Origin of the sequence: Actinocorallia sp. A-T 12471 (genome assembly GCF_033875155.1) — a bacterium.
Classification (GTDB): Bacteria; Actinomycetota; Actinomycetes; order Streptosporangiales; family Streptosporangiaceae; genus Actinocorallia.
Genome location: NZ_JAWZTE010000002.1, coordinates 114,501 through 127,240 on the forward strand (window position 1 = coordinate 114,501; position 12,740 = coordinate 127,240).

A 12,740-nucleotide genomic window follows, 5' to 3' on the forward strand; every position below is an offset into this window, starting at 1 on the left:
GCCCTACCGGGCGCGGAGCCGGTCCCGGACGGTGTCGGTGAGGGGACGGTACTCGCCCGCCGCGTCGCGGTAGTAGGCGATGCCCGCGTCCTCGTCCGGGACGCCCTCGGCGCGCAGGCTTCCGGTGCGCAGGCGGGCGAACGGGTTCGCGTCGATCTCGTCAACGATGCGGATGAGGTCGGGGCCCGCGTCGGGGAACGCAGCGGTGAAGTCGGCCGCCGAGACGGGGGCGCGCAGGGTGACAGCGGCGGCCAGGAGGTCGTGCCGTCCGGCGGGGATTCCGTATGCGACGGCGAGGTCGACGCCCGGCACGTCGCCGATCCTGTCGCGGATCGCGCCGCACGGGACGGGGCCCGCCGCCGTCCTGGCGATCTCGGCGGTGCGGCCGACCATCCAGTGGTCGCCGTCGGCGTCGCGCTGGAACAGGTCGCCGGTGGCGATCCATGAGTCGCCGGGCGCGAAGACGCCGCGCAGCGGATCGGGCGAGGCGTCTCCCGCCGCGAGGAGGATGCCGGTCTCGTCGGGGCCGCACTCGATCGCGAAACCGTCGGGGCCGGGGACGAGCGCGTCGCGTTCCAGGTCATAGCGCGCGATCGCGACGGCCGCGCTGCCCGGCAGCGGACGGCCCACCGAGCCCGGCTTCTTGCCGGTCAGGTTCACCATGATCGCCTCACCCGACGTGGCCGCGTAGAACTCCAACACACGGGCGGGCGCGAGCCGGGTCTCCAGCCGACGCCACAGGCCGCGCGGCATGCCCGAGCCGATGAACAGCCGCACCGAGTGGTGCCGCTCCCCCGGATGCGGAGGCGCCTCGACAAGCCCGTGCAGCAGGGTCCACGTGTACGACGCGACGGTGACGCCGTAGCGGCGCGCCTCGTCCCAGAACGTCGCGGGGTCGTAGCCGCTGGCCAGCGCGATCCGCGAACCGCCCGCGACCGCGCCGCCGATGCTCATCAGCAGCGTCGACGGGTGCGAGATCGGCGCGAGGCTGTAGACGGTGTCGGCCTCCGAGAGCGCCGCCGACGAAGCCGTGCCGAACGCCGAGAGCGCCCAGCGCCGGTTCGTGATCCGGATCGCCTTGGTCGCCCTGCCCTCGCCGCTGAACAGCACGAACGCGAGGTCGCCCGCGCGTCCCGGGTTCGGCCGGTACCAGCCCGGCACCTCAACGAGGTCGGTCTCCAGCCGGTCGAGGTCGGCGGCGACCTCGGCGTCGTCCGAGCCGCGCTCGGCCCCGCCGAGCAGGAACACCTCGACGCCGTCGACGAGCCCGGCGTGCTCGGGGTCGGCGACGACCCTGCGGACCTGGCCGAGCTCCATCTCCCGCGCGTGGTCGCCGTCGGGCCGCAGCATCACCGCGACCGCGCCGAGCCTGCTCAGCGCCGCGACGAGCGCCAGCGCGCTGGGCCGGTTGGCCATCAGCACCCCGACGTGCTCGCCCTGCCGCACGCCGAGCGACAGCAGCCCGCGCACCACCGTGTCGATCCTGCGTTCGGCCGCGAGCCGCGTGTGCGCCCTGTCCTCGTAGAGGAACAGCACCTCGTCGGGACGGCGGCGCGCCTGCTCGTCAAGGAGCAGGCCGAACGACATGCGGGTGTCCGGCTCGATCCGCTCGAGCCTGCGCAGGCGCGGCAGCAGCTCCGCGGCCTCCTCGCCGAGCCCGACGATCGCGTGCGCGGCGGTCGCGAGCGTCCCGGCCGCCGACCTGACGGCCCCGGTCCCGACCTGGACGGCGAGTTCAAGGCCGTACCCGACCTTGCCGCGCATGCCCTGTTCCTCGTCCTTCACCGGGCCGATCTCCTGCGGGATCATGCCCTCGCCCGACCGCCAGTGCACCCATCCCGCGACGACCGGCCAGGTGGTCCCGGCGGCGTGCGACCCCGCGACGAGTCCGAAATGCCCGGTCCGCTGGGTCGACTCGTACACCTCGGCGCGCGGCGCGGCCCGGACGATCCCGCGCACCATCGCGGTCGGCGCGATCTCGTCGACCTCACCGACGAACGCGAGCACAGGGCAGGTGATGTCGGCGAGGGTGCTCAGCCGGTCGCCGATGACGAACCCGCCGCGCAGCATCCGGTTGTGCGCCACGACCTGGCGCAGGAACTCCGCGAGCGCGGGGCCCGGCCAGGCGACCCAGCCCTCGCCCTGCATGAACCTGCGCTGGCGCTCACGCGGCGCGAGCACCTCCCTGTCGTGCAGCTGGAGCAGGAACTCGATCCGGTTGCGCACCGACTTGGTGGGGCTGAGCACCTGGAAGCCGACCCGCGTCACCCATCCCGGAATCGACAGGTTCGGCACCTGGCCGAGCAGGTCGACGATCGGCTGGCGCGGCACCCATGTCGGGACGCCGAACGGGTTCGCCGCGTCGAGGTCGGCGGGGCTGCCGAAGGTGATCAGCGACTCGATGCCCTGACTGCGGCGGTATGCGGCGGTCTGGTAGGCGAACATGCCGCCCTGGGAGTATCCGCCCAGATGGACGTCCCTGCCGGTGATCTCCTGGATGCGGTCGATCGCGTCGCTGATCGCCAGGACGTGGTCGCTGATGTCGCGCTGGAGGCCGCCCGGCTCGTCCTCGGGATGTCCGAAATCCACCACCCACGGGTCGACGCCGAGATCGTGCAGGACGCCGACGGCGCTCGCGGTCGGCGCGATGTCGTAGATCTCGGCGGTCAGCATCAGCGGGGGGACCAGCAGCACCACGGGACGGTCGGCCATGGCCTCGGGGAAGTAGCGGCGCAGCCGGTAGACGCGCTGCTCGGCCACGATCTGGTGCGGCGACGCCTGCTCGTCGGTGCGCAACCCGCCGAATCTGGCGACCTCCAGCACGTTCTGCGCGGTGGCGGTCAGCCCGCGGGCGAGCCGCGTGCCGAATCGGGCGAGGTCCTTCGGCGCCGGTGCCTTGAACAGGGACGTCACACCGGCCATCGTCGTGCGTCCACCCCTCCCGGGTCAACGCCCCGACCGGCCCGGCGCGTTAGCCGGGCGTTCATCACCCGTCACCCGACGTCGTCACCGTGAGGTAAGCAGTTATTTACATCACATGTGGGTAGGCAGCGTGGGAGCGGCGTGCGAGCATCGCCCTACCCCGGGCCGAGGAGACCCCCATGGATCGCGTGACGCTGGTGATCGAACGCCACGCGCAGCCGAGTCTGCGCGCCCGCGCCGTCGGCGTCAGCGCCCGTGCGGTCTCCAGAAGGCTGCTGTCGCGGGTGCCGTCGGGGCCGATCGACTTCAAGCGCGCGGCGGCGATCGACAAGTTCGCCGGGAAGGTGCCGCCGCCGCGCGGCACCCGGGTCCGGCGCGTCAAGCTCGACGGGTTCGGCGCGGAGTGGGTGCACGGCAGAGGCGTCGGACCTGACCGGTCGAAGGTGATCCTGTACTTCCACGGCGGAGGATGGATCTCCTGCGGGCTCAATACGCATCGGCGTATGGTCGCCCGCCTATCGGAGGCCGCCGGGGTCCCCGCCTTGTCCGTCGACTACCGGATGCTGCCCGAGGTCACCTTCGCCGAAGAAGCCCTCGACTGCCTGGCCGCCTACACATGGCTGCTCGACCAGGGCGTCGCCCCGGAGAACGTCGTCTTCTCCGGCGACTCGGCGGGCGGCTACATGACGTTCGCTACCGCGCTCCTCGCACGCGAGGCCGGCCTGCCGCTCCCGGCCGCGCTGATCGCCCTGTCGCCCATGCTCGACATGGACCTCACCGCCAAGGCCGCCCACCCCGCCGCCGCACTCGACGCGTTCAGCCTCATGCCGCTGCTCGACCTCTTCGTCACCCAGATCCTCGACGGCCTCGACCCGCTCGACCCCACGGTCTCCCCCATCAACGCCGACCTCACCGGGCTGCCCCCGTCCTACATCCTGTGCAGCTCGAGCGAGGTCCTGGTGTGCGACGCCGAGACGATGGCGCGGCGGCTCGCCGAAGCCGGCGTCCCGGCGACCCTCCAGACCTGGGCGGGACAGCTGCACGTCTTCCCCATGTTCGGCGGGCTCCTCCCGGAGTCCAAGGCAGCCATCGCAACGTACGGCGCGTGGGTACGCGCCGCGCTCACCCCTCCCGAGGAGGCCGCCTCGTGAACCAGATCTTCGACGACCTGCGCGCCGAGTACGCGGCGCTCGACGCGCTCGTCGGCGGTCTCACCCCCGCGCAGTGGGCGCTGCCGACCCCCGCGCCCGGCTGGACGATCGCCCACCAGGTCGCGCACCTGGCCTGGACCGACCGGCAGGCGCTGCTGTCCGCGACCGACCCCGACGGGTTCCGCGCGTCGCTCCGCGAGGCGACGCCCGACCTCCTCGAACAGGGCGCGAACCCCTCCCCGTACCTGCCGGGCACACCCCTTGAGGCGTGGCGCGAGGCACGTCAGGCGGCGCTGGCGGCGCTGCGCGAGGTGCCGCCCGGCGAGCGCGTCCCCTGGTTCGGACCGCCCATGGCCGCGCCGAGCATGGCGACCGCGCGCCTCATGGAGACCTGGGCGCACGGCCTCGACATCGCCGACGCGCTCGGCGTCACCGTCACGCCGACGCACCGGCTCAGGCACGTCGCGCACATCGCCGTCCGGGCCCGCGACTACGCGTTCTCCGTCAACGGGCAGCCCGCTCCCGCCGAACCCTTCTACGTGGTGCTGACCGGGCCGTCCGGCGAACAGTGGACGTGGGGGCCGAGCACCGCCGCCCAGCGCGTCACCGGATCGGCGCTCGACTTCTGCCTCCTCGCGGTCCGCCGCAGGCACCGCGACGACCTCGCCGTCCACGCCTCCGGGCCCGACGCGTCACGGTGGCTCGACGTCGTCCAGGCGTACGCCGGACCCCCCGGGCCCGGCCGCGCCCCCGTCGGCGCGACCGCCGAATCGAGTACGCACTAGGTCCGGAAGTCCTGTAGGGTTATCCATGTCGCCAAGGGGAACCGGCCGGAAACGGAACCGAAACCCGAGGTAGGCACGCGGAAGTGGCTCAGTGGTAGAGCATCACCTTGCCAAGGTGAGGGTCGCGGGTTCGAATCCCGTCTTCCGCTCGGAGAGGCCATCGCCTCGCGGTGGAGTGGCCGAGAGGCGAGGCAACGGCCTGCAAAGCCGTGTACACGGGTTCAAATCCCGTCTCCACCTCCACGGACGATTAGCTCAGCGGGAGAGCGCTTCCCTGACACGGAAGAGGTCACTGGTTCAATCCCAGTATCGTCCACGAGCCGGCCTTCGCTGGTCGCTTTTCGCTTCGCTTCAAAGCTCCCAGCGGGCCGCTATGTCTATCGGGGGGGCGACCCCCCGAACCCCCCGATGTGAGGGCTTCGCCCCCACGCCCCCGGCTACGGTACGGGGGCTTTTGGGTATCTGGGGGGTTTTCCTTTCTCGGGTTCTTCGTGGTCGGGGCGCTGACGCGTAGTTCCCTTGCAGTCTTAGGACACGTTCTTAGAGGGCTCCTCTCGTTGGTTGCGCTGGTTGGCGGGCCTCTCGCTTGTCGTGGCTGCTGCGTTTTCTCGCTTCTCGCTTCTCGCTTCTCGCTTCTCGCTTGTGCGCCCTTGCCCGTGTGCGCGCCGAAGTCGCTTGTTGGGGGGCTGGGGTGCTGGGGTTGGGGGCTGGGGTGGAGCGGTCCGGGGGGTGGGGGTGGGAGGGCCGGTGGTTTCGCGGATGTGGGTGGGGTGGGGGCGAAGGAACATCGGGGGGAGGCGGCCTCCGGGAGGGGGTCGGTGGATGGAAGGAGAGGGCTTATGGGGTGGGGTCGTCGGGTTTTGCGGGTGCTGGTCGTGGTGGGGGTGGTGGTCGCGGCGCATCTGCCGCCGGGGCCTGCGCTCGCGGCGGCGGGAGGGTCGGGGCCTTACCCGGCCGACTATGAGACGACGGTGCGGCTGCCGGGGCACACCGTGTACCGGCCCGTGAACCTGCCGAGCGGGAAACTGCCGATCGTGGCGTGGGGGAACGGGGCGTGCCGGGCCGACGGGACATGGTTCGAGAACATCCTGAAGGAGTTCGCGTCGCACGGGTTCCTGGTGATCGCCAACGGACGGCCAGGCGGGACCGGCAGGACCAACGCGCGGATGCTCACCGAGGCGATCGACTGGGCCATTGCGGAGAACACACGGCTGCTCAGCAGGTACCGGGGAAAGATCGACACGACGAAGATCGCGGTGATGGGCCAGTCGTGCGGTGGGCTCGAGGCATACGAGGCGTCCGCCGACCGGCGGGTGACGACGACCGGGATCTTCAACAGCGGAATGCTCGACGACGCGAACAACGTCCAGCTGACGCGGCTGCACGCGCCAGTCATCTACCTCGTCGGCGGACCCGACGACATCGCCCACCCCAACGCGCTCGACGACTGGGACCGGCTCCCGGCCGGGCTGCCCGCTTTCATGGGCAATCTGAACGTCGGCCACATGGGCACGTACGCGCAGCCGAACGGCGGTGAGTTCGGACGTGTCGCGTCGGCCTGGCTGAAGTGGCAGCTCAAGGGCGACACCGTCGCGCGGAGCCTGTTCGTCGGCGCGGACTGCGGGCTGTGCGGCACGGCGTGGGAGGTCCGTCAGAAGAACCTCTCCTAGCGCGCTGACAGAAGGCCGCCCTCCTCGTGGGGGCGGCCTTCCGCGTCGCGCGGACCCGCGAAATACCGTTGGGGCGGGGTGGGGATCGGTGGTTAGGGTGGGGGTATGGGCAATGCGGCGGGGACCGTGCGGGTGGACAGCTGGATCTGGGCCGTGCGGTTGTTGAAGACGCGGTCGGCGGCGGGTGAGGCGTGCCGGGGCGGGCACGTGCGGGTGAACGGGGTGCGGGCCAAGCCCGCGCAGGGCGTGAAGGTCGGCGACGAGGTGCGGGTGCGGGTCGAGGGACGGGAACGCGTCGTGGTCGTCGCCCGGCTCATCGTGAAGCGGGTGGGCGCGCCGGTCGCCGCCGAGTGCTATGAGGACAAGTCGCCGCCTCCGCCGCCGAAGGAGCTGACGGGGCCGGTCGGGATTCGGGATCGGGGGGCGGGCAGGCCGTCGAAGCGGGAGCGGCGCAGCATCGAGAAGCTGTTCGGGCGCAGTATGCGCTGACACGGCACGGGACACCCGGCGTTAGCGTGCGGTCACCTCGGGTAGTGGTTCGGTGATCGCGCCTCTGGGGGTCCTGTGAACTTTCTGATCCGGTTCGTCATCAACGCGGTGGCGCTGCTCGTGGCGACGTGGATCGTCAGCGGGGTCGACCTGACCGGGCACGACACCGCGTCGCAGGCGTGGACGCTGGCCGCCGTCGCGTTGATCTTCGGGCTGCTGAACGCGTTCCTCAAGCCGGTCATCAAGGTGCTCGGCTGCGCGTTCTACGTGCTGACGCTCGGTCTGTTCGCGCTCGTCGTGAACGCGTGCCTGGTGATGCTGACCGGCTGGATCGCCGACAAGTTCCATCTGCCGTTCCATGTCTCCGGGTTCTGGCCGGCGTTCTGGGCGGCGATCATCATCAGCCTGGTGAGCTGGCTGCTCAGCCTCTTCGTCGACGCCGACGACCGGCGATGACCGCCGCGGCGCGCCGTCTGCTGCCGCTCGTCCTGCCGGCGCTCGCCGTCGGGGTGGTGAGCGCGGTCGTGCTCGTCGGGGTGAGCGCGCTCGCCGGGCAGGTCGAGCATGTGCTGTGGAAGCCGCAGCAGGCGTGGTGGACGGTCGTCGTGCTGACCGCCGGGGGCCTGCTGAGCGGGCTCATCATCCGTTATGTCCCCGGGCACGCGGGGCACGACCCTGCGACGGAGAACCTGGGCGGCGGCGCGCCGCTGCCGCTTTCGACGGTGCCGGGCCTGCTCGCCGCCCTGTTCGTCACGCTGGCGTTCGGGGTGAGCCTCGGCCCGGAGGCGCCGACGATCGCCGCGAACGTGGCGCTCGCGGCGGGTCTCGGCCGACGGCTTCTGCCGAAGGTCCCCGTCGCGGTGTGGGTGGGGCTCGCGCTGTGCGGGACGCTGGGGGCGATGTTCGCGACGCCGATCGCGGCGGCGCTGCTGCTGTCGGAGCAGCCGTCGCGCGAGGGCGACGCGCCGCTGTGGGACAGGATGGCCGCGCCAGTCCTCGCCGCGGCGGCTGGCGCGTTGACCGTCCACTTCCTCAGCCCAGGCATGGAGTTCGCCCTGGACGTCCCCGCGTACGGCACGCCGGGGCTCGTCGACGTCGTCACCGCGGCGGTCGTGGCCGCCGTCGCGTGTCTGATCGGGATGGGCATGGTCTACCTGTTCCCGCGTTTCCACCGGATCGCCCATTCCGTCCGGAACACCGTGCTGCTGCTGACGCTCGGCGGGCTCGTCCTCGGGCTGCTCGGCGTGATCGGCGGCCGGATCACCCTGTTCAAGGGCCTCGAGCAGATGCAGGAGCTCGCGTCCGACCCCGACGCCCACTCGATGGGCCAGCTCGTCGTCATCATCGTCGTGAAGTGCGTGGCGCTGCTGGTGGCGGCGTCGGTGGGGTTCCGGGGCGGGCGGATCTTCCCCAGCGCGTTCATCGGGGTCGCGGTCGGGGTGCTCGCGGCGGCGCTGCCGTGGCCCGACATGCCGTTGGCGCTCGCCGTCTCGGCGGGGGCGATGGGCGCGTGCGTGGCGGTGTCGCGCAGCGGGTGGCTCAGCCTGTTCCTCGGGGTCGTGCTCGGCGGGAGCGTCGCGCTGGTGCCCGTGCTGTGCGTGGCGATCCTGCCCGCGTGGCTGATCGCGACGGGCCGGCCGGAGATGCGGGTCACGCCGCCCGCCGCCGGGACAGGATGAGGGTGATCACCGAGGTGAGGATGACGAGGTCGAACACCATCTGCACCGTGGTCAGCACCCGCGCCCACTGTCCGACGGGCACTATGTCGCCGAAGCCGACCGTGCACAGGGTCGAGACGGTGAAGTACAGGGCGTCGAGCCGTGTGGTGATTCCGTTGAACTCCTCGGCGCGCGCGTAGTAGAGCAGCGCGAAGAAGACGACGACGAGGTCGACCATGCTGAGCAGCAGCGCGATCTGCTCGGCGGGCAGCCGCCCCTGCTTCGTGGCGCGGCGACCCTGCCGGACGAGGATGAACGTCACGCCGCTCAGCGACAGGAACAGCACGAACGCGCGCAGCGCGAACTCCGACTGGATCTCCTCCGGTTTCACCGGGATCATGAAGTACACGACGGCCCCGCCGACGAACGCGAGGAACGCCTCGGCCCAGACCCAGATCCTGCGTGACACGCTCGCCCTCATCGGCCACCCCCTCCGCAGGGAGGTACCAGCCGGGTCGCCCGCCGCGCGCGCGGCGGGCGGACGGCGGCGCGAAGATCAGCGCGACTTGACCGACTCCAGGGCGAGCGCGAGGAGCACGACGTCGCGCGGCTCCTCGAGTTTGCGGCCGGTGACCTGTTCGAGCCGGCGGAGCCGGTTGAGCACGGTGTTGCGGTGGCAGTACAGCCGCCGCGCCGCCTCGGCGGTGGAGCCGACCTCGAGCCAGCAGTCGAGGGTGTCGAGCAGGGCGGTCGCCTCGTGTGACGGGAGCGCGAGCACGTCGGACATGATCTGGCGGCGCAGCAGTTCGGCGAGGTCGGGGGCCGCCCTGACGAACGAGCGCAGCAGATGGTCGTCGAGGGCGATGACGCCGCGCTGGTCGGGCCTGCGGCCGGCGAGCGCGGTGTCGGCGAGCCGCCGCGCGAACGCCAGCGAGGCGAGGCCGGTGACCTCGGGGCTGAGCCCGACCGGGCCCTGGACCGCCGCCTCGAGCGCCTCGGCGACCTTGGCGAGGCCGTCGCCGCGCAGCGCGATGACGGCGACGTCGCCCTCGGTCCCGGCCGACCACACGACGCGCGCGCCCGCCATCGTCTCGGGGTGGCGCACGCCGCGCCTCGGCCTTGCGTACCTGGTGACGGCCACGGCATAGCTGCCCTGCTCGTCAAGGCCGAGGGTGTCGCGGACGGCGTCCACGAGGGGCTGTTCCGGGGTGGCGGTCTCCAGCAGCTCGCCGAGCAGGAGGCGGGCGCGCTCGTCGGCGAAGCGGACCTGGTCGGCCTGTGCCTCGCGGTAAGCCTCGGCGGCGACGTCGGCCTGCCGCTCGATCCCCGCCCAGATGTGCATGCTGCTGCGCATCAGCAGGTCGAGCCGCTGCGGCGAGTCCTCGCGGACGATCCTGACGAGCTCGTCCCAGACGAGCTGGACCGACAGGTGGTAGGACTTGACGACCTCGTCGAGCGGGACGCCCTGGGCGGCGCGGCGGCGTCCGGTGCGCGCGGCCTGCAGGAGTTCGCGCCGCTCCGGACCGGGTTCGGGGATGGTGGCAAGGCCGTAGGCGAGGCCGAGCCGCACCGACTCGAACTGTTCCGCCTCCGGCACGAGCCGCGCGGCGGCCGGGCAGTGCGCCCTGATCCGCTTGACGAGCCGCGCCGCGAGTTCCGGGGTCTCGTCGCTGAGCCTGCGCGCCGCCATGCCGACGACGTCGCGGTGTGTCTGGTTCCGTTCGATGAGTCCGAGTGCGCCCATGATTGCCCTCCCTGAAACTCGGGCCAGCTTGCCCAGCGGGTTCGGGCCCGCGCAAGGGCGCGTTGTGGTCACCGACACACCTGCGCGTTCCGGATGTGCCCCCGCACACCTCTGCTGACCTGCGGTTATGCGGGACGGGACCGGTCCGACGGACGCCGTGCAGGGTGCACAAGACCAGGGATACACCTGTGGCACGCGCACAATCCTGGAACGATCCAAGCGGCTTCTCCGGCGATACCGGGCCGTGATGTTGTGCCGATGCTCCAATCGTCGCGAGGACCCCTATGGACGCCATGACACAGGGAGCCCACTTCTCCGGGGTCATAAACGTCATACGTATTATCCATCGCGTGTTCATTGCCACTTAATGCCGGGCTTCCGCCCTGTAGGCCGTTTTTGAGATCTTTTGTTTTGCCCGTAGATGACCTGGTTCGTCCAAATTCCCCCCGATTTGGCCGGGTCGTTCGGGCAGAAGGGAAGACTCGTGAAGCGAGTCCTCACGGCGACGGCCTGCGCGGCTGTCCTTGCGCCGCTCGCCCTCTTCGCCACCGCCTCCCCCGCCACCGCGACCCCGCCCGGCATCCCCAGCCTCGCCACCGCCAAGAGCCAGCTCGCGGCGCTGACCGTGGCCGCCGAGGCCAACGCCGGAACCTACAACCGCGACCTGTTCCCGCACTGGATCACCATCTCCGGCGCGTGCAACACCCGTGAGACCGTGCTGAAGCGCGACGGCGTCAACGTCGTCACCAACAGCTCGTGCGCCGCGACGTCCGGCAGCTGGTACAGCCCGTTCGACGGGGCCACCTGGACCGCCGCCTCCGACGTCGACATCGACCACCTGGTCCCGCTCGCCGAAGCCTGGCGCTCGGGCGCGTCGGCGTGGACCACCGCCAAGCGCCAGCAGTTCGCCAACGACCTCACCAGGCCGCAGCTGTGGGCGGTCACCGACAACGTCAACCAGGCCAAGGGCGACAAGGACCCCGCCGCCTGGAAGCCGTCGCTCACCGGCTTCTGGTGCACCTACGCCAAGTCCTGGATCGCCACCAAGTCCTACTGGGGCCTGACCCTCCAGAGCACCGAGAAGACCGCGCTCAACACGATGCTCGGCTACTGCTGAGTCATACGTAACACCTGACCGAAGGGCGGCCCGGGTCCCCCGACCCGGGCCGCCCGACGGGTGCTACTTGCCGCCCGGCTCCACCTTGACGGGCTCGGGCTTGTAGGACGCGCCCTTGGTGTCGTCGTTGATGTTGGCGAGCGCCTTGTTGATGTAGTCGTTGGTGTAGGCGAGTCCTTCCGGCTGCTTGGTGATGACCGTGTCGCCGTCGGCGTTCTTGGTGCCGAGCGACAGGTCGACGGTCCGCTTCCAGTCGGCGGCGTCGATGACGCCGATGCCGTCGGGCGCGGGCCAGATCAGCTTGTTGGTCTCGACGGTCTGCCAGAGCTGGTGGCTCGCGCCGAGCTTGGAGCCGCGCGCGACGACGAGGTCGCGGCACTCCTCGGGGTTGTCCCGGCAGAAGATCCAGCCCTTGAGGGTGCCGGTGAGGAACTTGACCGTCGTCTCCTGGTAGGCGGGGTCGCTGAGCCGCTCGGTCGACGCCCACACCGCGTCCTGCAGCATCGCGGTGCCGACCTCGTTCCAGTCAAGGACCGTGAAGTCCGACGCCTGGTACGGCTTCTTGGTCTTGGGGTTCTCCGCCTCCAGCAGCTGCGCGTACTCGTTGTAGGACATGGCCTGCGCGGCGTCGATGTCGCCGCGCAGCAGCGCCTGCATGTCGAACTGCTGCTGGACGAGCTCGACGTCCTTGCCCGGGTCGAGTCCGGCCTTGGTGAGGGCGGCGAACAGCTCGTACTCGTTGCCGAAGCCCCAGTTGCCGACCTTCTTGCCCTTCAGGTCGGCGGGGGTCTTGATGCCGCTGTCGGCGAAGGCGACCTGGTAGGTGCCGGAACGCTTGAAGATCTGGGCGACGTTGGTGATCGCCGCACCCTGCTCGCGCGAGGCGAGCGCCTTGGGCACCCAGGAGATCGCGTAGTCGGCCCGGTTCTGCGCCAGGACGGTCTGCGGGACGATGTCCACGCCGCCTTCCAGGATCTCCACCTCCAGGCCCTCTTCGGCGTAGAAGCCCTTGTCGACCGCCGCGATGTAGCCGGCGAACTGGGCCTGCACGAACCACTGGAGCTGGAGCTTGACCTTGGTGGGGCCCGACTCCTTGCCGCCGTCGCCCTCGTCGGTGTCGGCGGTGCCGCATCCGGCGAGCAGAAGCGCGGCGGTGAGCACGCCGAGGATCTTCTTCACTTGTTCTCTTCCTCCGGGGGTTGAG

11 protein-coding genes and 3 tRNA genes are annotated in these 12,740 nt (G+C 71.0%); 10 read left to right on the plus strand and 4 right to left on the minus strand.

Annotated elements, in window-relative coordinates; genetic code table 11:
- Positions 1–3 precede the first annotated feature (3 nt).
- On the minus strand, positions 4–2,913 hold the full coding sequence (locus tag R9X44_RS05670) for an AMP-binding protein (RefSeq protein WP_319812905.1): 2,910 nt from the start codon (positions 2,911–2,913) through the stop codon (positions 4–6).
- A gap of 188 nt (positions 2,914–3,101) precedes the next feature.
- Here R9X44_RS05670 and R9X44_RS05675 point away from each other — a divergent pair, with 188 nt between their 5' ends.
- The 9 genes from R9X44_RS05675 to R9X44_RS05715 all read left to right on the plus strand — a co-directional run bounded on the left by R9X44_RS05675 (position 3,102) and on the right by R9X44_RS05715 (position 8,696).
- The gene (locus R9X44_RS05675; protein ID WP_319812906.1) at positions 3,102–4,073 is read left to right on the plus strand and encodes an alpha/beta hydrolase; all 972 of its coding nucleotides are present in this window, start codon (positions 3,102–3,104) and stop codon (positions 4,071–4,073) included.
- A complete protein-coding gene (locus R9X44_RS05680; RefSeq protein WP_319812907.1) occupies positions 4,070–4,858 on the plus strand; it encodes a TIGR03084 family metal-binding protein in 789 nt (262 codons plus the stop codon). Before R9X44_RS05675 ends, R9X44_RS05680 begins: the two co-directional genes overlap by 4 nt.
- A gap of 77 nt (positions 4,859–4,935) precedes the next feature.
- Positions 4,936–5,007, plus strand: a tRNA-Gly gene (locus R9X44_RS05685).
- Between the two features lie 20 nt (positions 5,008–5,027).
- A tRNA-Cys gene (locus tag R9X44_RS05690) sits at positions 5,028–5,101 on the plus strand.
- A gap of 1 nt (position 5,102) precedes the next feature.
- A tRNA-Val gene (locus R9X44_RS05695) sits at positions 5,103–5,174 on the plus strand.
- A gap of 523 nt (positions 5,175–5,697) precedes the next feature.
- Positions 5,698–6,528: an alpha/beta hydrolase gene (locus R9X44_RS05700; protein ID WP_319812908.1), complete on the plus strand. Its 831-nt coding sequence runs from the start codon at positions 5,698–5,700 to the stop codon at positions 6,526–6,528.
- 105 nt (positions 6,529–6,633) lie between these two features.
- Complete coding sequence (locus tag R9X44_RS05705) at positions 6,634–7,017, plus strand: RNA-binding S4 domain-containing protein (RefSeq protein ID WP_319812909.1); 384 nt, start codon at positions 6,634–6,636, stop codon at positions 7,015–7,017.
- Between the two features lie 75 nt (positions 7,018–7,092).
- On the plus strand, positions 7,093–7,473 hold the full coding sequence (locus R9X44_RS05710; protein ID WP_319812910.1) for a phage holin family protein: 381 nt from the start codon (positions 7,093–7,095) through the stop codon (positions 7,471–7,473).
- Complete coding sequence (locus R9X44_RS05715) at positions 7,470–8,696, plus strand: ion channel protein (protein WP_319812911.1); 1,227 nt, start codon at positions 7,470–7,472, stop codon at positions 8,694–8,696. The genes R9X44_RS05710 and R9X44_RS05715 overlap by 4 nt, the downstream gene beginning before the upstream one ends.
- Here the strand turns inward: R9X44_RS05715 and R9X44_RS05720 are convergent.
- Positions 8,668–9,144 carry a potassium channel family protein gene (locus R9X44_RS05720; RefSeq protein WP_319812912.1) on the minus strand — a complete coding sequence of 159 codons (477 nt, stop codon included), beginning with the start codon at positions 9,142–9,144 and terminating at the stop codon, positions 8,668–8,670. The two genes, R9X44_RS05715 and R9X44_RS05720, sit on opposite strands and share 29 nt — an antisense overlap.
- Before the next feature lie 87 nt (positions 9,145–9,231).
- Positions 9,232–10,419: a helix-turn-helix domain-containing protein gene (locus R9X44_RS05725; RefSeq protein WP_319812913.1), complete on the minus strand. Its 1,188-nt coding sequence runs from the start codon at positions 10,417–10,419 to the stop codon at positions 9,232–9,234.
- Between the two features lie 484 nt (positions 10,420–10,903).
- Here R9X44_RS05725 and R9X44_RS05730 point away from each other — a divergent pair, with 484 nt between their 5' ends.
- Complete coding sequence (locus R9X44_RS05730; protein ID WP_319812914.1) at positions 10,904–11,536, plus strand: HNH endonuclease family protein; 633 nt, start codon at positions 10,904–10,906, stop codon at positions 11,534–11,536.
- A 63-nt stretch (positions 11,537–11,599) separates the two neighbouring features.
- Here R9X44_RS05730 and R9X44_RS05735 read toward each other — a convergent pair whose 3' ends face one another.
- Positions 11,600–12,715: an ABC transporter substrate-binding protein gene (locus R9X44_RS05735; RefSeq protein WP_319812915.1), complete on the minus strand. Its 1,116-nt coding sequence runs from the start codon at positions 12,713–12,715 to the stop codon at positions 11,600–11,602.
- Positions 12,716–12,740 lie beyond the last annotated feature (25 nt).

Coding starts and splice junctions, on each gene's coding strand:
- R9X44_RS05700 (WP_319812908.1), top strand. CDS start 5,698: ATGGGGTGGGGTCGTCGGGTTTTGCGGGTGCTGGTCGTGGTGGGGGTG.
- R9X44_RS05675 (WP_319812906.1), top strand. CDS start 3,102: ATGGATCGCGTGACGCTGGTGATCGAACGCCACGCGCAGCCGAGTCTG.
- R9X44_RS05705 (WP_319812909.1), top strand. CDS start 6,634: ATGGGCAATGCGGCGGGGACCGTGCGGGTGGACAGCTGGATCTGGGCC.
- R9X44_RS05715 (WP_319812911.1), top strand. CDS start 7,470: ATGACCGCCGCGGCGCGCCGTCTGCTGCCGCTCGTCCTGCCGGCGCTC.
- R9X44_RS05725 (WP_319812913.1), bottom strand. CDS start 10,419: ATGGGCGCACTCGGACTCATCGAACGGAACCAGACACACCGCGACGTC.